A 17780-nucleotide genomic window follows, 5' to 3' on the forward strand; every position below is an offset into this window, starting at 1 on the left:
GGTTTTTTAGGGAAAAGTTTTCCCTTAAAGGTTTTTTCATAGCTTTTTTTGACAAACCATTTAAAAAGTCGCTCTTCTGCAAAATTGTGAGGGTTTTTAAGGACTTCTAGGCGTAAAACGCATTTGTTTAAACTGAATTTGGAATTGTTTTTGACTCCCACTTGCAAAGAAAAGGCGTTGCTATAACTTAAAGGGTTAGCGTGTAAGATGCGTGTTTCTATGGGGAAAATCGCACAAGGCGCAAAAAAGCCCCTTGATTTAATTAAAGGGTTATACTTTAGCTTCTTCTCTGCGTTGCAAGTATTCCCAACGCTCATTCACATCTTTTTGCAATTCTTCAATAATGTGTTCGTTTTCCTTTTTGAAAAGATGTTTGAAGCGTTTTTGTGCCCCTAAATAATCCCTTACAGGAATGATATTTCTGGGGCGGTAAGTGATTTTTAATTCCCTGCCATTAAAGATTTCAAATAGGGGGAACATCAAGCTATCCACAGCCATATCCGCTAATTCAATGGTTTTATTGGATTCAAATTTCCATTCAGTCGTGCATGGGCTAAGAGCGTTGATGAAGCAAGGCCCTTCAGTGTCTAGCGCGGTTTTAATCTTTTTGTTCATGTCTTTCCATTTGTTAGGCGAGAGTTGCGCCACATAAGGAACCCCATGGCTTGCCATGATATTGACGATGTCTTTTTTCTTTTCTTTTTTACCAAAGCTCACCGATCCTGATGGCGTGGTAGAAGTGCTAGCCCCTAATGGCGTAGAGCCGCTTCTTTGACCGCCGGTATTGGCGTAGTTTTCATTATCTAGGCAAATGTAAGTCATGTCATGCCCTCTTTCCATGCAACCGCTGATGAATTGAAGACCAATATCATAACTAGCCCCATCGCCCCCAAACGCCACAAATTTTGGTTTTTGACCTTGATAGCGGCCCTTATTCACTAGCGCTTTATACATCGCCTCCACCCCTGAAATCGCCGTAGAGCCATTTTCAAAACCAATATGGATCCAAGGCACATCCCATGAAGTGTGCGGATACACAGCCGAGCATACCTCTAAACAACCGGTAGAATTGCCTAAAACAATAGGCCCATCTACAGCGTTTAAAACTTCGCGCACAATAATGCCATGCCCACAACCCGGGCAAAGCAAGTGCGAGCCTTGAAATTTTTCAGCGCTTTGGCTAAAACCTTTGAGTGTTTTGACTTCTTTTACCATGATATTTCCTTTTTAAAAAAAGCTCATTTTAGGGCCGTGCAAACCTACGAATTGTTGGGTAGGGTGCGTGAGCGTGCCTTTAAGAGCGTCTTCATTGATTTCTTCAAAAATCTCGCATAAATGCGCGATTGTCATATCCCTTTCGCCTAAACCATAAATATAGTTAGACACCACGGGGTGTTTAGTCCCTTGCGTTTGATACACCGCGCTCGTTACTTCATTAAACATCGCCCCCATAGCGCCCGCTGGAGAGCTCTTGTCTAAAATCGCTAGAGCCTTAAGATTTTTCAAATCCTGCCCTAATTTTTCATAAGGGAAGGGGCGCAAGGAATGGATGGTAGCCACGCCGGCCTTAATGCCTTTTTTACGCATTTCTTTGGCTGCTACGATCGCTGATTCATAAGTAGTGCCTAACGCAAAGATAGCGATTTCAGCGTCTTCTAGCTGGAAAGTTTTGGTTAAATGGTATTGCCTGCCTGTGAGTTTAGCGAAATCATTGAACACTTCTTCAATCACAGAAGACGCGCTCATGATCGCATGGTGGAGTTGGGCTTTATGCTCATAATGCCATTCTTCTTCAGCTTGTGCGCCATAGCTTACCGGTTTATCAAAATCCAAAAGGGAATGCTTGGTTTGGTATTCGCCTACGAATTGATAAGCCACTGCATCGCTCAAAGGGCGGACATTTTGCACGGTGTGTGAGCATAAAAAACCATCTTGATTGACAATAGTAGGCACGCGCACCTTTTGATGCTCTGCGATTTTAAACGCCATTAAAGTGAAATCATAAGCTTCTTGAGGGTTGCATGTGCATAAACTGATCCAGCCAGAATCCCTGCTTAAATACATATCAGAATGATCACCATGGATGTTTAAAGGGGCTGCTAGAGCGCGATTGACTAAATTCAAAACGATAGGCAAACGCATGCCAGAAGCTTGGTATAAAACTTCTACCATTAGTGCCAAACCTTGAGAGCTAGTCGCAGTGCTGACCCTTCCTCCAGCTGCTGCCGCTCCCACGCATGCACTCATAGCGGCATGCTCAGATTCCACTAAAACGAATTCGCCATCAATATAGCCATTATCCTTAAAGGTGCCATAATTTTGCACAATGGGCGTTGATGGGGTGATAGGATAGGCTGCGATGACATCAATTTGAGCCTGTCTTAAAGCGTTAGAACTAGCGGTATTGCCATCCCACACTTCTATCTCTTGCAATTCAATACTTCTTGCCATATTTTTTCCTTATGATTTTTTCTTTTCTTGTTTTTGCGGCCATTGAGTGAGAGCGGTAGCAGGCTCAATTTGTTCTTCAAACATCCATAGCGATTTAGGGTTGGTGGGGCAGACATCCACGCACACGCCACAGCCCTTACAATGAGAATAATCCACGCCCTTTAATTTGCCCTCTCTTGAAAGAATAGCAGCGTCTGGGCAATAAACCCAACAATTAAAGCAATTGATGCAAATATTATTGTTATGCACAGGCTTAGCCACGCGCCAATGAGCCACTGAAGTGGTGAAGTAACTTTGCTCGGTGTAATGGCGCTCATCATTGTGTTTTTCCATTTCGCTTTGTGCGTTTTTTTCAAAAGGGAAGAGCACCGCCCCCATTTCAAATTCATTCCAATCTTTCATCTTTAATCCTTAATGTTATTGAACTTCTTCATAAGCTCTTTGGATAGCGAGCATGTTAGCGTCAATGACTTCTTGCGTGAGTTTTTTGCCTAAAACTTTCTTAAAAGCTTCTTTAAAAGCCTCAATTTCAAGCATGCCAGACACTTTCATTAACGCTCCTAGCATGGGCGTGTTGGGGATAGGGCGTTTTAAGGTTTCCATAGAGATTTTTAAACAATCCACCAAAAACACCTTACGGGTTTTTAATTCAGGTTTTTTTTCAAACAATTCTTCTTTGTTAAGGTAGCTAGTGATGATATAGGTCGTGTCTTCTTTTTCATTAGCGAAGATGTTTTCAATGAAAACCAAACCAGGGTCAATCACCAGCACATAATCCGGTTGCATGAAGCGCTCATGGTTTAAAATAGGCTCATCATCAACGCGGTTATAAGCCATCATAGCAGCCCCCCTTTTAGCTGAACCATAGGAAGCGAACGCTTGCACTTCTTTGCCTGTTTTTGAAATCACATCAGCCAACCCTTTAGCGCCAGTGATTGCGCCTTGACCAGCTCGCGCATGCCATCTAATTTGAAACATGGTAATATGTCTCCTTAATATCGTATAAAATAAATTGAATTTAGCCCAAATATTATACAAGAAAAACTATTAATGTGTCTTATAACAATATCTTTTTAGGAATTTTTATAGGAAAATGGGGGCATACTTACAAGAATTATGGCTATTTTATGGCTATTTATTCTAAAAAGATAGGCGTTCTTAATCAAAACCACTAATATTTATTTTAAACTTTGTTATTATTTAGGGTGTGATTTGATTTTAGTCTGTATGGGGCAAGTGTGGGGCAGGATAACATAAGGAATTGGGTTATGAATAAAACAACGGTTAAAATATTGATGGGCATGGCGTTATTATCATCGCTCCAAGCCGCAGAGGCAGAGCTTGATGAAAAATCAAAAAAACCTAAATTTGCGGATAGGAATACGTTTTATTTAGGGGTTGGGTATCAGCTTAGCGCGATCAACACGTCTTTTAGCACCAGTTCTATAGATAAATCGTATTTCATGACCGGCAATGGCTTTGGTGTGGTGTTGGGGGGGAAATTTGTGGCTAAAACGCAAGCTGTAGAGCATGTGGGTTTTCGTTACGGGTTGTTTTATGATCAGACCTTTTCTTCTCACAAATCCTATATTTCTACCTATGGTTTAGAATTTAGCGGTTTGTGGGACGCTTTCAATTCGCCAAAGATGTTTTTAGGGTTGGAGTTTGGCTTAGGCATCGCTGGGGCGACTTACATGCCAGGAGGGGCTATGCATGGGATTATCGCTCAAAATTTAGGCAAAGAAAATTCGCTTTTCCAATTGCTTGTGAAAGTGGGTTTTCGTTTTGGCTTTTTCCACAATGAAATCACTTTCGGGTTGAAATTCCCTGTCATTCCTAACAAAAGAACTGAAATCGTTGATGGCTTGAGCGCGACTACTTTATGGCACCGCTTACCGGTAGCTTATTTCAATTATATCTATAATTTTTAGATATAGTTATTTAGAGGTTTTAGATTTGACAAAATCAATCAACTCTCGTGTGTCTATGGTTAGGGTTAAGAATTGCTGATAGGTAGTGATCCACTTGCCCCCTTTCCCATACAAATGATACCCATCGCCCCCACCTAAAAAGTTAAAAAACGCATCCGCTCGCACGCTCACCCATTTATTTTTATAGACATAATAAAGCCCTATCATGTCAAAATTAGGGGCTCTATACCATGGCAATCCGGTATAGAGAGATTGGCCATAAGTAGCATAAAAGTGCATTTGGGGTTTGTTGGAAAAATAGTATCTGTTAAAGATCCCAAAGCCTTTGTATTGTGCTTGGGCGTAAAATTCCCCCCCAAAGCTGTTATAAAATTGAGCGTTTTTGCACTCGCTAGCATAACGCACGCAATAATGGGTTTGAGACGACTGCGTGCCAAAAGTCATGAAAATATTGTCCATATAAGGCATGAGATTTTTAAAATCCGCTTTTAAATAAGCATGGTAATAAACCCTATCTAAAATGGTAGGGTTAGAGTATTTCCCCATTTCTCCGCCTTGCGGGTTATTTTTTTGACTGAAATAGGGGTAGCCATTAGGCCATTGCGGGGTTGCATCGCCTGGTTTTAAGTAAGAATTACCGCCGTAAGGGTAATTATTTCCCATGCTATGATGGCTGGCGTTATGAAAAATGACAAGCTGTCCCCCCAAACCTAAATACCCTTTAAGAAACTGAAATTCTGAAGAAACAAAATACAAGAATTGATCAAAATCGTAATTTTTCTTTTTGGGCTGGTTGTTCCAATTGCGCCCCCCATACCAATCCACAACGCCCTCAAACCACCCATTCCACCAGCGGTTAGGATCATAAGCCGGTTTGAATTGGAACGCTCCTCCCCTAAAAGTAGGATCTATAAACCAAAAAAGTTTTTTAAAAGCGCTTAAAGGGTAATGCCCTATTTGATAACTTCGAGGCACAATGCCTAAAAAAAATCTCAAATTTTTCCCTATGTATTGGTAATACATGGTAACCCCCCACGAATAAGGGAAATAGCTATAATGCGTGTGTAAATTTTGAATGAACCACGCTCCAAACATCAAGGCCTGTCTTTTGTCTAATTGAACGCCAATTTGAGGCATGAGACGACCTTGCATTTTGGTTAGGCTATTCCAATAGGGGTTGTTGTTTGGGGCCACTAAATTGAAATTAAAGCTCATAAACTTCAAATCATAGACAAAACTAGCCGCTTTCATTAAGGGTGGTATTAAAAAACCTGAAAACAACAACGCATAAAGAGATTTTTTTAAGAAAATCAAACTAAAATACAGCCCCTTTCATCAACGCCCTTTAAAAATGGTGGCAAAAATAAGGTAAAATTTTAGATTAATTTTCATTAAAAACAACATAAAACCAAAAACAGAACCCTTTCAAGTTCTGTTTTTTTTTTTTTTTTTTGGATAAAATAGCTTTAAAAAAGGGTGTTTCATTTTTCATGGATTCAGCTTCAAATCATTCTTTTAAAGAACAAGATTTTCATATTCCTATTGCTTTTGCTTTTGATAAGAATTACCTCATTCCTGCGGGCGCGTGTCTTTATTCCTTGCTAGAAAGCATCGCTAAAGCCAATAAAAAAATCCGTTACACCCTACACGCTTTAGTGGTAGGCTTGAATGAAGAAGATAAATCAAAGCTTAATCAAATCGCAGAGCCTTTTAAAGAATTTGCTGCTTTAGAAGTGAAAGATATTGAACCTTTTTTAGACACTATCCCTAACCCTTTTGATGAGGATTTCACCAAGCGTTTTTCTAAAATGGTGTTAGTGAAATATTTTCTAGCGGATTTATTCCCCAAATATTCTAAAATGGTGTGGAGCGATGTGGACGTTATCTTTTGCAATGAATTTAGCGCTGATTTCTTAAACATTAAAGAAGATGATGAGAATTATTTTTATGGGGTTTTGGAAGTTGAAAAGCACCACATGATGGAAGGGTTTTTGTTTTGTAATTTAGATTACCAACGCAAGAAAAATTTCACCTTAAGAATGCATGAGATTTTAAAGGGGAATGAGACTAAAGGGGAGTTGGATTTTACGAAATGGTGTTGGCCTAACATGAAAGCTTTAGGGATTGAGTATTGCGTTTTCCCTTGGTATTACACCATTAAAGATTTTTCTAACGCGTATTTAAACGAGAATTACAAGAAAACCATTTTAGAGGCGCGAGAAAACCCTACCATTATCCACTATGACGCTTGGTGGGGGGCGGTGAAGCCTTGGGATTACCCTTTTGGTTTAAAAGCGGATTTGTGGCTGAACGCTTTGGCTAAAACCCCCTTTATGAGCGATTACACTAAGAAAATGCACACCAATGAGAGCTTTTATACCACAAAAATGGCTGAGCAGCATTATTTTTCTTCAGTAAAGTCTTCAAAAGAAATTCTTTTCAAAACCCCGTATTTGTTTTTTAAATCGTATCTGTTTGTTGTGTTTAAAGAAAGGAAAATCCATTCAAGAGTTCTTGAATTAACTTGTAATTTAGTGAAAAAATTTTTCAATAAGTTTATTCACTTTGGGTTTTTGATGCCTAAAGCGTTAGCTAAAAGGGCGGTTAGTAAGATCCTTAGAGTTTTAGGGCTTCATGGGATTGTTAAAAAAATCCTAATCAAACTCAAGCTCTTAAAAAAGAGCTAAAGTCAATTCTTAATCAAACGATTTTTTCATATCAATCACATAGCGGAATTTCGCTTTCCCATGGGTTAGGTTATGATAAGCGGTGTCAATATCCTTGCCTAAAATCAAATCTATTTCAGGGTAAATATTGTGTTTAATAGAAAAATCCATCATTTCTTGGGTTTCTTTAATGCCCCCAATCAATGAGCCATAAACCTTGCGATTGCCCAAATGGATAAATTCAAAAACATTGAGTGCTGGAGCGACTTCTACAGGAGGGAGTCCCACAAGAGCTAATTCGCCGCTATAAGTTAAGAGCTTGAGGTAGTCTTTTAGATCATAATGGGTAGGAATGGTTGAAATGATAAAGTCCAATTCTTCTTTGCATTGTTTGGGGTCTGTGTAGAAATGTTTGACCCCCATGCTCAAAGCGTCTTGCTTTTTGTGGTCGTTTCTTGCAAAAACACTCACTTCAGCTCCCATAGCCACAGCGTATTTGACCGCCATGCTTCCTAGCCCGCCAAACCCAGCGACACCCACTTTTGTGCCTTTAGTAACCTTAGAAAATTTTAAGGGCGAATAAGTGGTGATGCCAGCACAAAGCAAGGGGGCTACTTTTTCTAAAGGGGCGTTTTTATCCACGCTAATCACATAGTTTTCATCCACGACAATATTATTAGAGTATCCGCCCATGTGGGGTTCATTGTCATGGAAATAATCCAAACAATCATAAGTGAATACCGTTTTGTGGTTGGCGCAAAATTGCTCTTGGTGTTCTTTACAGGGCTTACATGTTTTGCATGAATTGACAAAACAGCCCACGCCCACCACATCGCCAACCTTAAATTTCTTAACTTCCTTACCCACTTCTTTGATGACCCCAGCAATTTCATGCCCAGGAACCATAGGATAAATGCCTTCTTTCCATTCGCTATAAGCGCTATGAATATCGCTATGGCAAATCCCTGCATAAAGAATGTCAATCAGCACATCTTTAGGGCCTACAGCATGGCGGCTAAAATCATGGGGTTTGAAATGCCCGTCTTTAGAAAAAATAGCAAAACCTTTAGATGGAACTCTCATAAAAACTCCTTGTTTCATTAAAATACCGCTATTGTATCGTTTTTATGGTTTGCTTATGTTTCTATAGGTTTAACTAATTTTATAGTTGTTGGTTATATGGTAGCGTTGTTTGGCGCGTTTAAACGCACCCCTTGCGCTAATCGCTTTTATCTTAAAGCGCTACTATTTGCTAAATTCTATCATGCAGTAAATAATTTTCTAACGCAATGCCCGCCCCATCAAGTCCGGGAGTTTTTTTCATCACAACATGCACAGGGATGGAAGCGAGAAACGCCCCCATGCGCCCTTTCGTTTCAAAACGCGCTCTAAAGGGCGAAGTTTTAAAATAATCAATGAATCGTGGGATAATTCCCCCACACAAATACACGCCCCCTCTAGCCCCCAAAGTGAGAGCCACATCAGCAGCGAGCGTGCCTAGCATGGAGCAAAAAGTGTCCAAGGTCAATCGGCATATAGGGTAATCCCCATTCAAAGCGCGTTCGCTAATGATTTGTGGGGTCAATTCAGCCTTGCTCAATTTCGCTACTTTTTCTAAGCCTTTGCGTTTGGATAAAGCTTCATAAATCAGCACCAAGCCGCTACCGCTCAAAAACCTTTCCGCGCTCACATGGTTGAATTTAGAGCGGGCGTATTGCCACACTAAAATTTCTAAATCATCAAAAGGGGCAAAGCTCACATGCCCCCCTTCACCGGGCAAGACTTTCAAAGAGCCATCGCTGTTTTGGATAAGAGTGCTTACCCCAAGCCCGGTTCCTGGCCCTAAAATCGCTTTAGGGGCGTTGATCTCGCACTTAATCCCGCCTATTTGGGCCAGATCGTTTTCTTGCATCGCACTAATGGCATAGGCTTGCGCGACAAAATCATTGATGACAAGCAGTTTTTTTAAATTCAAACATTGCCGTGTCGTTTCAATAGAAAAAGTCCAGTGGTTGTTAGTCATTTGGACAAAATCCCCCATGATGGGCGTAGCCACAGCAAAAGAGCCATAAATAGGGCGCAGTTTAAGGCTTTCTTTGCATTTAGAAAGGTAAAATCGCACCGCATCGCTCAAGCTTTCAAAATCTTCGCACCTCAAGACTTCAACGCATTCAATCTGTCGTGGGGCGACTTCCAAACCAAAACGCGCATTTGTGCCGCCAATATCGGCTAAGAGTCTTGGGTAAGTTTCAGTTTTTGGCATAAAACACCTCCGTGGTAACTTTTTTAGAGTGTAAAATCCGAGCAATCGGCAGAGAATAGGGGGCGGTTTCTTTTAAAGCTTTTTCTAAAACCTCCCTTTTTTCTACTCCGCTAATGCTTAAGAAAAGTTTTTCGCAATTTTCTAAGGCGTTGATAGACATGCTCAAGCGCTCATAAGGAGCGTTAGCGGGCGTAGTCAAAACGATATTTTCTTTTTCTTCGTTTAAAAAAGCGCTTGTTTCAGGAAAAAGGCTAGCCGTATGCCCATCAGTCCCCATGCCCAAAATGGCTAAATGGGGCTGTTTGAAATGCTGGTTAGCAAAATCTAAAAGTTCGTTTGTATTGCCAGAAATCTTTTTAGGCAAAAGCGGGGTGAAAGAAGCTTTTAAGGCGTTATTTTGCAACAAGTAGTCGTGCAATAATTTGGTGTTGCTATCATCATGGCTAGTCTCTACAATGCGTTCATCCACCAAACTGATTAAACACTCATGCCATTTGAGATCTAAAACGCTCAATTTTTGCAACAAGCTAATGGGCGAACGGCCTCCAGAAAAAGCGATGGAAACTTGATGATGCTTTTTTAAAGCGGTGTTAAAAAATTCTTTAAAACGATCTATTAAAGCCTTGTGGCAATCTTCTAAACTTTCAAATTCAAACAATTGATAACCCATGAAATCCCTTTCATTGATAGAGTGGTTTTAAAAATTCGGATTCGTTGAGATTATGGCTTTCATAGGAATGTAAGGGCGTGGCGTTATTGATAAAACCCTCTATGAGCGTGTCAATAAACACCCATGACGCTTCTAATTCCAATTGGTGGGCGAAATTATTGTGGTTATTTTGTATCGCATCATAGAGCAATTTAGCGTAGGGCTGTAAAAATTCTTGTTTGTTATGGGTTTCTAAAATAAGGGGGTTTTGATTGTCTTTTAGGGTGAGGGTGATTTTATCTTGAGAGAGGAAAAATTCCAGCGTATTGACTGCATTAAAATGGATTTTCACGCTCGCTTGGTTGTGGGGCATTTTTTTAGCGTGTTTAAGGTAGAAAGGCACGCCTTTAAATTTAGGCGTATCCAAAAAGGCTTTAATAGCGACAAAAGTCTCTGTCTGGCTCTCTTTATTGACCTTATTTTCATTCCTATAGCCTTGATATTGGGCCCGAATAACCTGTTTTTTAAAATCTTTAGGGGGTTGTAAGGTTTTTAAAACTTTGATTTTTTCTTTTCTCAAGTCTTTTAAATCGTGGGGTAAATCTGTAGCGATAAGGGATAAAACTTGCAAGAGATGGTTTTGAACCATATCCCTTAAAGCCCCGATTTTATCGTAAAATTCGCCCCTTTCTTCCACCCCCAAAGTCTCATACACGCAGATTTCAACCGCGCTGATTTGATCCCATAAAATGTTTAAGATAGGGTTATTTAAGCGCAATTCAAGAATATTTTGAACGCCCTTTTTCCCTAAATAATGATCGATTCTAAAAATTTGCTCTTCTTTAAAAAAAGCGCTAATGCTTTGAAAAATCTCTTGACAAGTCTTTAAATCATGCCCTAAGGGTTTTTCTAAAATCAAGCGAGTGTTAGCGTGATTGAGCGCGTTTTGGGCTAAATTTTGAGCGGTCGTTGCAAAAAAACTAGGGGAGATAGAAAAGTAGAAAATCAAGGGCTTATTGTTTGTAGCGATTTTACTCAATTCTTCAAAGTCTTTAGGGTTATCCAAACGGACGCGCAAATAACTGATATGGGCTAAAAATTCCTCACCCTTTTTTCTTGAATGCAGTTGTGTCTTTTCACAAAGGAGCACCAAAAACTCTTCATTGGATAGCTCCTTACGCCCCGATGCGATAATCCTAGAATCGTTTTTAAAACCATAATGGGTATAAATTTCATAAAGCGAAACAAAGAGCTTTCGCATGGCTAAATCCCCAGTCGCACCAAAAAGAACCAAATCAAAATCTAGCATCAATAACCCTTTTAGAGTGTTTTTAAGTTATTATTATATATTAAATCTTAATTGAAGGGGTGTTCATGCCTAAGCATTCTTTAGAACAAATCAAAGAAAAAATTACAGAGCGTAGCAAAAAAACCAGAGAACTTTATTTAGAAAATATCTTTAACCCTAAAAACCAGCCCAAGATTGAGAGCTTGGGTTGCGCGAATATTGCACATGTTACAGCGAGCATGCCAGAGCATTTAAAAATGCCTTTAGGTTCGCATAAAAGAAAGCATTTTGCGATTATCACCGCTTATAATGACATGCTTTCAGCCCACCAACCTTTTAAAAATTACCCTGACTGGATTAAAAAAGAGTTGCAAGAGCATAACGCTTATGCGAGCGTCGCTAGTGGGGTGCCAGCGATGTGTGATGGTATCACGCAGGGTTATGATGGCATGGAATTGAGCTTATTCAGTAGAGATGTGATCGCCTTAAGCACCGCCGTGGGGTTGAGCCATAATGTTTTTGATGGGGCGTTTTTTTTGGGCGTGTGCGATAAAATCGTGCCAGGCTTGCTCATAGGAGCGTTAAGTTTTGGGAATTTAGCGAGCGTGTTTGTGCCAAGCGGGCCTATGGTGAGCGGGATAGAAAATTGTAAAAAAGCCAAAGCGCGCCAAGATTTTGCAATGGGAAAAATCAACAGAGAAGAGCTTTTAAAAGTGGAAATGCAAAGCTATCATGATGTGGGCACTTGCACTTTTTATGGCACGGCTAATTCTAATCAAATGATGATGGAGTTTATGGGGTTGCATGTGGCTAATTCTAGTTTTATCAACCCTAACAACCCCTTACGGAAGGTTTTAGTAGAAGAGAGCGCCAAAAGATTAGCGAGCGGGAAAGTCCTGCCCTTAGCCAAACTCATTGATGAAAAAAGCATTCTTAACGCTCTCATAGGCTTAATGGCAACCGGAGGTTCTACTAACCACACTTTGCATTTGATCGCTATCGCTAGATCTTGTGGGGTGATTCTCAATTGGGACGATTTTGACGCAGTTTCTAACCTCATACCCCTTTTAGCTAAAGTCTATCCTAACGGATCAGCGGATGTGAACGCTTTTGAAGCCTGTGGGGGCTTAGCGTTTGTGATCAAAGAATTGTTAAAAGAGGGGCTTTTATTTGAAGACACGCATACCATTATGGATACAGAAACGCAAAAAGGCATGCAAAATTACACCAAAACCCCCTTTTTAGAAAACGACCAATTGGTGTATAAAGACGCTGTTAGTCATAGCCTGAATACGGATATTTTACGCCCTGTTAGCGAGCCTTTTGCCGCTAATGGGGGGCTTAAAATCTTAAAGGGTAATTTAGGGCGGGCCGTGATTAAAATCTCAGCCATTAAAGATGAGCACAGGAAAGTCAAGGCCAGAGCGATTGTTTTTAAAACCCAAAGCGAATTTTTAGAACGCTTTAAAAATAAAGAATTAGAAAGGGACTTTGTGGCCGTCTTGCCTTTCCAAGGGCCTAAGTCTAACGGCATGCCAGAATTGCACAAACTCACCACGAATTTAGGGGCTTTGCAGGATATGGGCTATAAGGTTGCGCTGGTTACGGATGGACGCATGAGCGGGGCGAGCGGGAAAGTGCCTAGCGCGATCCATTTAAGCCCTGAGGGAGCGTTAAATGGGGCGATCATTAAGATTAAAGATGGCGATTGGATAGAATTAGACGCTCCTAATAACGCTTTGAATGTGCTTGAAAAGGATTTTGAAAATAGAGGCATCAACCCTTTGTTTTTAGAAACCTTGGAAAATTTAGAAAAGCCTACTTTTGGGCTGGGTAGGGAATTATTTACAAGCTTGAGATTGAATGCCAATACCGCTGAAGAGGGCGGCATGAGTTTTGGCATAAAAATATAAAGGAGATAAAATGCAAGATAAAATAATAGAAATTTTACAAATCAGCCCCATTGTCCCTGTGGTGGTGATTGAGGATTTAAAAGACGCTGTGCCTTTAGCGCAAAGCCTGATAGAGGGGGGTATTCCAATCATAGAAGTTACTTTGCGCTCCAGTTGCGCTTTAGAAGCCATAGAGCTTATCGCTAAGAATGTGCCAAAAATGCATGTGGGCGCTGGCACGATCTTAAATCTTATTCAATTAGAGCAAGCTCAAAATAGGGGGGCAGAGTTTTTGATTAGCCCGGGCCTTACGATAACGCTTTTAGAACACGCAAAGAAAAAAGACATGCCTTTAATACCTGGGGTTTCTAGCAGTGGTGAAGTCATGCAAGCCTTAGAATGGGGCTATAGCGCTTTGAAATTTTTCCCGGCGGAGTATTGCGGGGGCGTTAAACTTTTAAACGCTTTTAACGACCCTTTTAAAGGGGTGAAATTTTGCCCTACTGGGGGGATTAGCGCCGATAACATGCGTTCTTATTTAAATTTAGAAAATGTTTTGTGCGTGGGGGGGAGCTGGCTTACCCCTAAAAATTTGATTCAAAACAAAGAGTGGGATAAAATCACAGAAATTTGCAAGCGATCGCTAGTTTTAAGATAACAAAGAGATCATGGCATTTTGTATTTGCTTAATAACACTATAATAAAATTTTTAATAAGGAGATACATCATGTTAGAAAATGTCAAAAAATCCCTTTTTAGGGTTTTGTGCTTGGGCGCGTTGTGTTTAGGGGGGCTAATGGCAGAGCAAGACCCTAAAGAGCTTGTGGGTTTGGGGGCAAAGAGCTACAAAGAGCAAGATTTCACTCAAGCTAAGAAATATTTTGAAAAAGCTTGCGATTTGAAAGAAAATAGCGGGTGTTTTAATTTAGGGGTGCTTTATTATCAAGGGCATGGGGTGGAAAAAAACTTGAAAAAAGCCGCTTCATTTTACGCTAAAGCTTGCGATTTAAATTACAGCAATGGGTGTCATTTGTTAGGGAATTTATATTATAGCGGGCAAGGCGTGTCCCAAAACACCAACAAAGCCTTACAATACTACTCTAAAGCGTGCGATTTGAAATACGCTGAAGGGTGCGCGAGCTTAGGGGGGATCTATCATGATGGTAAAGTGGTAACTAGGGATTTTAAAAAAGCGGTGGAATATTTCGCTAAAGCGTGCGATTTAAACGATGGCGATGGCTGCACGATATTAGGGAGCTTGTATGATGCAGGCAGAGGTACGCCTAAAGATTTGAAAAAGGCACTCGCTTCGTATGATAAAGCTTGCGACTTAAAAGACAGCCCAGGGTGCTTTAACGCAGGGAATATGTATCATCATGGCGATGGCGTGGTAAAGAATTTTAAAGAGGCTCTCGCTCGTTATTCTAAGGCATGCGAGTTGGAAAATGGCGGAGGGTGTTTCAATTTAGGGGCTATGCAATACAATGGCGAAGGCGTAACAAGGAATGAAAAGCAAGCCATAGAAAACTTTAAAAAAGGCTGTAAATTAGGTGCTAAAGGGGCATGCGATATTCTTAAGCAGCTCAAAATCAAAGTTTAGTTTGAATAAGGCTTGATTGAATGGCTTTAAAAGCGAACTTTTGGGGGGTTAGGGGATTTTAAAAGGAGATTTTAGGGGAGTAGGGGAGAATAATTTCAAAATACTTCCTATCCCCTTAAGACAATGAGTTTAAAATAAAATAACTAAAATCCCCCTTTTTTTAAAACTTAAAGAGTTGTTAAAGTTTAAAAAAACCTTAAGTATTTAACCAAAACAAAGCCTTTATTTAAAACCCCTTAAGGGTTTTTATGGGTGGGTAGGGGAGCGAAGGTTTGGCTTGTGGGCATGATTTCTATGCGGTTGATATTGACATGCAAGGGTTGTTCGTAAATCCATAGCACGATGTTAGCAATATCTTGTGGCTTAAGGTAAAGGGTGTTTTCATAGACGGATTGGGCTTTGATTTTATCGCCTTTAAAACGCACCATGCTGAATTCGGTTTCGCCGCACAAACCGGGTTCAACATTACTCACTCTAATGTTAGTGCCAGCCAAATCCGCTCGCAAATTTAAAGAAAATTGTTTCACAAACGCCTTGCTCGCTCCATAGACATTCCCACCAGGATAGGGGTAAGTGCCAGCGATAGATCCAAGATTGATGATAGTCCCTTGGTTATGCTCTATCATAGAGGGCAAGATCAAACGAGTGAGATACAACAACCCCTTGATATTCGTATCTATCATGATTTCCCAGTCGTCTAACTCGCATTCATAAGCCTTGTTTAAGCCTAGCGCTAAGCCGGCGTTATTGATTAAAGCGTCAATGCGATCCGTCATGGAGAAAATAGCCTCTAGCGCTCGCTTAGTTTCAAGCTTGTTTTGAAGATCAAAACACAGGGGAATGAAATGCTTGGGATAAGCGAGTTGTAATTCTTGCAAATTCTCTTTTCGCCTCCCTGTGCCAAAAACCACATGGTTTTTTTGTAAAAACACCTTAGCGATTTCTAATCCAAACCCTGAAGTCGCCCCGCTAACTAAAATGTGCGCCATTTCTATCCTTTAAAATTTTAAAAAAGCCCCTTAAGCCCTTTTTCAAGCTTTTCTTTGAGCTTATCATCTTTAAATAAATGGTCTAAACCTTTTTTAAGGGTGTCGTTTTTTAGGATTTCTTTCAAGCCTTGTTGCAGGTTTTGTTGGATGGCTTTTTCGTTTAAAATGAGGGAAAATTTTGGCTGGTGCATGTTGCCTTGAAGTTTCATTTTAAAAATGAATTTTAAGATTTCTGCATCCATGAGCATGTCCATTTGTTTGGTGCTTAAATCCAACAAGCCGTTATGGATTTTTAATTGGGTTTTGGGGCTTTTTAAACTCAAATCAGAGAGCAGGCGTTGTTGGTTGATTTGGCTTACCAGATTAGCATCGTTATAGATTTCTTTAGTAATATCAAATTGAGAAATGGAGTAGAGAAAGTCGCTGAATGCATTTTTGAGGAATCTTGCGTTTTTTAGGCGGGCTTTCAATGTGCCTTGCTTAGCGATAAGATCATAATCCAAGTTAGCGTCTGCAACGGATTGGAAAAATTTAGGGTAATTAAATAAGTCTAAGGCCTTTAAAGTGGAAATATTGGAAAAATGGGCTTTCAAATCTTTATTTAAAAGCGTGAAATCCAGAGCGCCGTCTAGTAAATTTGAATGGCCGCTGACTTTTAAAAGTTTGGGGCTTTGCTCTATAGCGCCTTTTAAAGTCAAGCTCCCTTTTAAGGGGTGGTTGGTAATGTTTTGGAGTTTGGCTAGGTTGGGTATTTCTAAAGTGTAGGGGGCGTTGAGTTTTAAAACAGAGAAAAGATATTCGCTTTTTAGGGCTTTGAAATTGGCTAAAGGGCTAGTTATGGTGGTATCGCTGATGGCTTTGTTCTCTTTAAAGTCGCTTGAATGCGAGAGGTTGAAGATAAGCGTGTCTTTAAGGTTTAAATGAAAGATTTGATTGATTAGGGCGTTATTAATTAAAGCGTTATTAGCTGTTAGAATCAAATGCCCTTCTAAAGGCTTTAGAGAGTTAAAATCCGCTTGTAAGGACACTTTTGCGTTCGCATAAGCGGGGCGATTGATTAAATAAAGCAAATCTTCTAAATTGGCGTCTTTTGCGTTCAAACTTAAGTGAGAAAGCTTGAAATCATCTAAAAGGGCGTTGTAGGTAGTGTGGGATTGAGCGACATTGGAGACGCCTTGAATTATAAGGGCTTTTCTATGCCCTTTGATATTTCCAGAAGTAACAATAGCCCCCCTTAAAGGGTAGGGTATCCATTCTTTGAAAGAGCGTAAATCTTTAATATCTATATGGTAATTCAAATCCACGCTTTGCGTTAAAAGTGAAAAATCCCCCTTAAGAATGAGCGTGGAATCATCGTTGGCTTGAGCTTCAAAGTCTAAAGAGTTGAATCTCAATTTAAAGGTTTTAACGCTCAAGTAGCGCTCGTTCGGGTTGATTTTTTTCTCTATATACGAAGCGATGATTTTATTCCCCCATTCTGTAAAAAGGATAAGATAGGTTGTTAAAAGGCCGATTAAAAGAAGCGCGAGCATGGTATAAAGAAGTTTTTTCATGTTTGTTTGTCCTTGAAATAAATTGAATGGAATATATTAGCTTGTTTTGTAAGGGTTTCTAACATTTTTTATAGAGCCTTAACGAGCGGTAATAAGAATTTTTATAACAAAAAATCTCAATTTAATTTAATCTTTCATTAAGGAGCTTTGAGTTAAAAGATTTGCGGCGTTAAACAAGGATAATCCAATCGTTTAGGGTTTCTCAACCAAACATGATGGATAAAAAGAAAAAATTTAAGGAGAAAAACAATGGTGGAGAATAGCGGGATCGAACCGCTGACCTCCTGCGTGCAAAGCAGGCGCTCTCCCAGCTGAGCTAATTCCCCAAAGGTTGTAAAAGAAATGGTGGGCTTAGGAGGAGTTGAACCTCCGACCTCACCCTTATCAGGGGTGCGCTCTAACCACCTGAGCTATAAGCCCTTTAAAGTCAATAAAGATGAAATTATAAATTAAATTTTCTTAAAAAATCCTTAAATAATAAATGGGATTAAGATGTTA

General features: G+C 40.0%; 16 protein-coding genes, 2 tRNA genes and 1 pseudogene. 5 read left to right on the top strand and 14 right to left on the bottom strand.

The genetic code is table 11. The features are described 5' to 3' along the window. From BZK24_RS08985 to BZK24_RS01685, 5 genes and pseudogenes are all read right to left on the bottom strand, one after another. A pseudogene (locus tag BZK24_RS08985) lies at nucleotides 1–233 on the bottom strand (DUF2393 family protein); the annotation flags it as partial. Between the two features lie 37 nt (nucleotides 234–270). Continuing rightward, nucleotides 271–1215: a thiamine pyrophosphate-dependent enzyme gene (locus tag BZK24_RS01670; protein WP_000238169.1), complete on the bottom strand. Its 945-nt coding sequence runs from the start codon at nucleotides 1213–1215 to the stop codon at nucleotides 271–273. Between the two features lie 12 nt (nucleotides 1216–1227). Further along, nucleotides 1228–2451 (bottom strand): 2-oxoacid:ferredoxin oxidoreductase subunit alpha, encoded by a 1224-nt coding sequence (locus BZK24_RS01675; protein WP_000124348.1) that lies wholly within the window; start codon nucleotides 2449–2451, stop codon nucleotides 1228–1230. A 9-nt stretch (nucleotides 2452–2460) separates the two neighbouring features. After that, nucleotides 2461–2853, bottom strand: a complete 393-nt coding sequence (locus BZK24_RS01680) for a 4Fe-4S dicluster-binding protein (protein WP_000656174.1) — start codon at nucleotides 2851–2853, stop codon at nucleotides 2461–2463. A 15-nt stretch (nucleotides 2854–2868) separates the two neighbouring features. After that, nucleotides 2869–3429: a pyruvate flavodoxin oxidoreductase subunit gamma gene (locus tag BZK24_RS01685; RefSeq protein ID WP_000486466.1), complete on the bottom strand. Its 561-nt coding sequence runs from the start codon at nucleotides 3427–3429 to the stop codon at nucleotides 2869–2871. Between the two features lie 290 nt (nucleotides 3430–3719). Here BZK24_RS01685 and BZK24_RS01690 point away from each other — a divergent pair, with 290 nt between their 5' ends. Then, nucleotides 3720–4382, top strand: a complete 663-nt coding sequence (locus tag BZK24_RS01690) for an outer membrane protein (protein WP_139544978.1) — start codon at nucleotides 3720–3722, stop codon at nucleotides 4380–4382. Nucleotides 4383–4388: 6 nt separating this feature from the next. Here the strand turns inward: BZK24_RS01690 and BZK24_RS01695 are convergent, their stop codons facing one another. Next, entirely contained in the window at nucleotides 4389–5696 is a 1308-nt protein-coding gene (locus BZK24_RS01695) for a hypothetical protein (protein WP_077656372.1), read from the bottom strand. Between the two features lie 176 nt (nucleotides 5697–5872). Between BZK24_RS01695 and BZK24_RS01700 the strand changes: the two genes are divergently transcribed. After that, the gene (locus tag BZK24_RS01700) at nucleotides 5873–7069 is read left to right on the top strand and encodes a glycosyltransferase family 8 protein (RefSeq protein WP_077656373.1); all 1197 of its coding nucleotides are present in this window, start codon (nucleotides 5873–5875) and stop codon (nucleotides 7067–7069) included. A 9-nt stretch (nucleotides 7070–7078) separates the two neighbouring features. Here the strand turns inward: BZK24_RS01700 and BZK24_RS01705 are convergent, their stop codons facing one another. The 4 genes from BZK24_RS01705 to BZK24_RS01720 form a co-directional block, all read right to left on the bottom strand. Then, nucleotides 7079–8131 (bottom strand): NAD(P)-dependent alcohol dehydrogenase, encoded by a 1053-nt coding sequence (locus BZK24_RS01705; RefSeq protein ID WP_001265784.1) that lies wholly within the window; start codon nucleotides 8129–8131, stop codon nucleotides 7079–7081. A gap of 169 nt (nucleotides 8132–8300) precedes the next feature. Then, nucleotides 8301–9311 carry a glucokinase gene (locus tag BZK24_RS01710; RefSeq protein WP_001126920.1) on the bottom strand — a complete coding sequence of 337 codons (1011 nt, stop codon included), beginning with the start codon at nucleotides 9309–9311 and terminating at the stop codon, nucleotides 8301–8303. Further along, nucleotides 9298–9981: a 6-phosphogluconolactonase gene (pgl, locus tag BZK24_RS01715; protein ID WP_077656374.1), complete on the bottom strand. Its 684-nt coding sequence runs from the start codon at nucleotides 9979–9981 to the stop codon at nucleotides 9298–9300. The genes BZK24_RS01710 and pgl overlap by 14 nt, the downstream gene beginning before the upstream one ends. 10 nt (nucleotides 9982–9991) lie before the next feature. Continuing rightward, the gene (locus tag BZK24_RS01720) at nucleotides 9992–11269 is read right to left on the bottom strand and encodes a glucose-6-phosphate dehydrogenase (RefSeq protein WP_077656375.1); all 1278 of its coding nucleotides are present in this window, start codon (nucleotides 11267–11269) and stop codon (nucleotides 9992–9994) included. Nucleotides 11270–11334: 65 nt separating this feature from the next. On the opposite strand from BZK24_RS01720, the gene edd reads away from it, so the two are divergent. The 3 genes from edd (at nucleotide 11335) to hcpC (ending at nucleotide 14740) form a co-directional block, all read left to right on the top strand. Further along, nucleotides 11335–13161, top strand: coding sequence for a phosphogluconate dehydratase (edd, locus tag BZK24_RS01725; protein ID WP_077656376.1), 1827 nt, complete (start codon nucleotides 11335–11337; stop codon nucleotides 13159–13161). A 10-nt stretch (nucleotides 13162–13171) separates the two neighbouring features. Further along, complete coding sequence (locus BZK24_RS01730; RefSeq protein WP_077656377.1) at nucleotides 13172–13798, top strand: bifunctional 4-hydroxy-2-oxoglutarate aldolase/2-dehydro-3-deoxy-phosphogluconate aldolase; 627 nt, start codon at nucleotides 13172–13174, stop codon at nucleotides 13796–13798. Nucleotides 13799–13867: 69 nt separating this feature from the next. Beyond that, nucleotides 13868–14740: a Sel1-like repeat protein HcpC gene (hcpC, locus tag BZK24_RS01735; protein WP_077656378.1), complete on the top strand. Its 873-nt coding sequence runs from the start codon at nucleotides 13868–13870 to the stop codon at nucleotides 14738–14740. Nucleotides 14741–14976: 236 nt separating this feature from the next. Here the strand turns inward: hcpC and BZK24_RS01740 are convergent, their stop codons facing one another. The 4 genes from BZK24_RS01740 to BZK24_RS01755 form a co-directional block, all read right to left on the bottom strand. After that, nucleotides 14977–15729, bottom strand: a complete 753-nt coding sequence (locus BZK24_RS01740; RefSeq protein ID WP_077656379.1) for an SDR family oxidoreductase — start codon at nucleotides 15727–15729, stop codon at nucleotides 14977–14979. Nucleotides 15730–15746: 17 nt separating this feature from the next. Beyond that, nucleotides 15747–17282 (bottom strand): hypothetical protein, encoded by a 1536-nt coding sequence (locus BZK24_RS01745; protein ID WP_077656380.1) that lies wholly within the window; start codon nucleotides 17280–17282, stop codon nucleotides 15747–15749. A 250-nt stretch (nucleotides 17283–17532) separates the two neighbouring features. Then, nucleotides 17533–17608, bottom strand: a tRNA-Ala gene (locus BZK24_RS01750). Between the two features lie 17 nt (nucleotides 17609–17625). Then, nucleotides 17626–17702: transfer RNA gene (locus BZK24_RS01755), tRNA-Ile, on the bottom strand. Nucleotides 17703–17780: the final 78 nt, after the last annotated feature.

Origin of the sequence: Helicobacter pylori (genome assembly GCF_001998165.1) — a bacterium.
In the GTDB taxonomy this organism is placed as follows: domain Bacteria; phylum Campylobacterota; class Campylobacteria; order Campylobacterales; family Helicobacteraceae; genus Helicobacter; species Helicobacter pylori_DL.

Bases quoted from the DNA above. Each gene is read 5' to 3' on its own strand.
- BZK24_RS01710 (WP_001126920.1), bottom strand. From the start codon at position 9,311: ATGCCAAAAACTGAAACTTACCCAAGACTCTTAGCCGATATTGGCGGC.
- BZK24_RS01700 (WP_077656373.1), top strand. From the start codon at position 5,873: ATGGATTCAGCTTCAAATCATTCTTTTAAAGAACAAGATTTTCATATT.
- BZK24_RS01705 (WP_001265784.1), bottom strand. From the start codon at position 8,131: ATGAGAGTTCCATCTAAAGGTTTTGCTATTTTTTCTAAAGACGGGCAT.
- BZK24_RS01745 (WP_077656380.1), bottom strand. From the start codon at position 17,282: ATGAAAAAACTTCTTTATACCATGCTCGCGCTTCTTTTAATCGGCCTT.
- edd (WP_077656376.1), top strand. From the start codon at position 11,335: ATGCCTAAGCATTCTTTAGAACAAATCAAAGAAAAAATTACAGAGCGT.
- BZK24_RS01675 (WP_000124348.1), bottom strand. From the start codon at position 2,451: ATGGCAAGAAGTATTGAATTGCAAGAGATAGAAGTGTGGGATGGCAAT.
- BZK24_RS01740 (WP_077656379.1), bottom strand. From the start codon at position 15,729: ATGGCGCACATTTTAGTTAGCGGGGCGACTTCAGGGTTTGGATTAGAA.
- BZK24_RS01685 (WP_000486466.1), bottom strand. From the start codon at position 3,429: ATGTTTCAAATTAGATGGCATGCGCGAGCTGGTCAAGGCGCAATCACT.
- BZK24_RS01680 (WP_000656174.1), bottom strand. From the start codon at position 2,853: ATGAAAGATTGGAATGAATTTGAAATGGGGGCGGTGCTCTTCCCTTTT.
- pgl (WP_077656374.1), bottom strand. From the start codon at position 9,981: ATGGGTTATCAATTGTTTGAATTTGAAAGTTTAGAAGATTGCCACAAG.
- BZK24_RS01730 (WP_077656377.1), top strand. From the start codon at position 13,172: ATGCAAGATAAAATAATAGAAATTTTACAAATCAGCCCCATTGTCCCT.
- BZK24_RS01720 (WP_077656375.1), bottom strand. From the start codon at position 11,269: ATGCTAGATTTTGATTTGGTTCTTTTTGGTGCGACTGGGGATTTAGCC.
- BZK24_RS01670 (WP_000238169.1), bottom strand. From the start codon at position 1,215: ATGGTAAAAGAAGTCAAAACACTCAAAGGTTTTAGCCAAAGCGCTGAA.
- hcpC (WP_077656378.1), top strand. From the start codon at position 13,868: ATGTTAGAAAATGTCAAAAAATCCCTTTTTAGGGTTTTGTGCTTGGGC.
- BZK24_RS01690 (WP_139544978.1), top strand. From the start codon at position 3,720: ATGAATAAAACAACGGTTAAAATATTGATGGGCATGGCGTTATTATCA.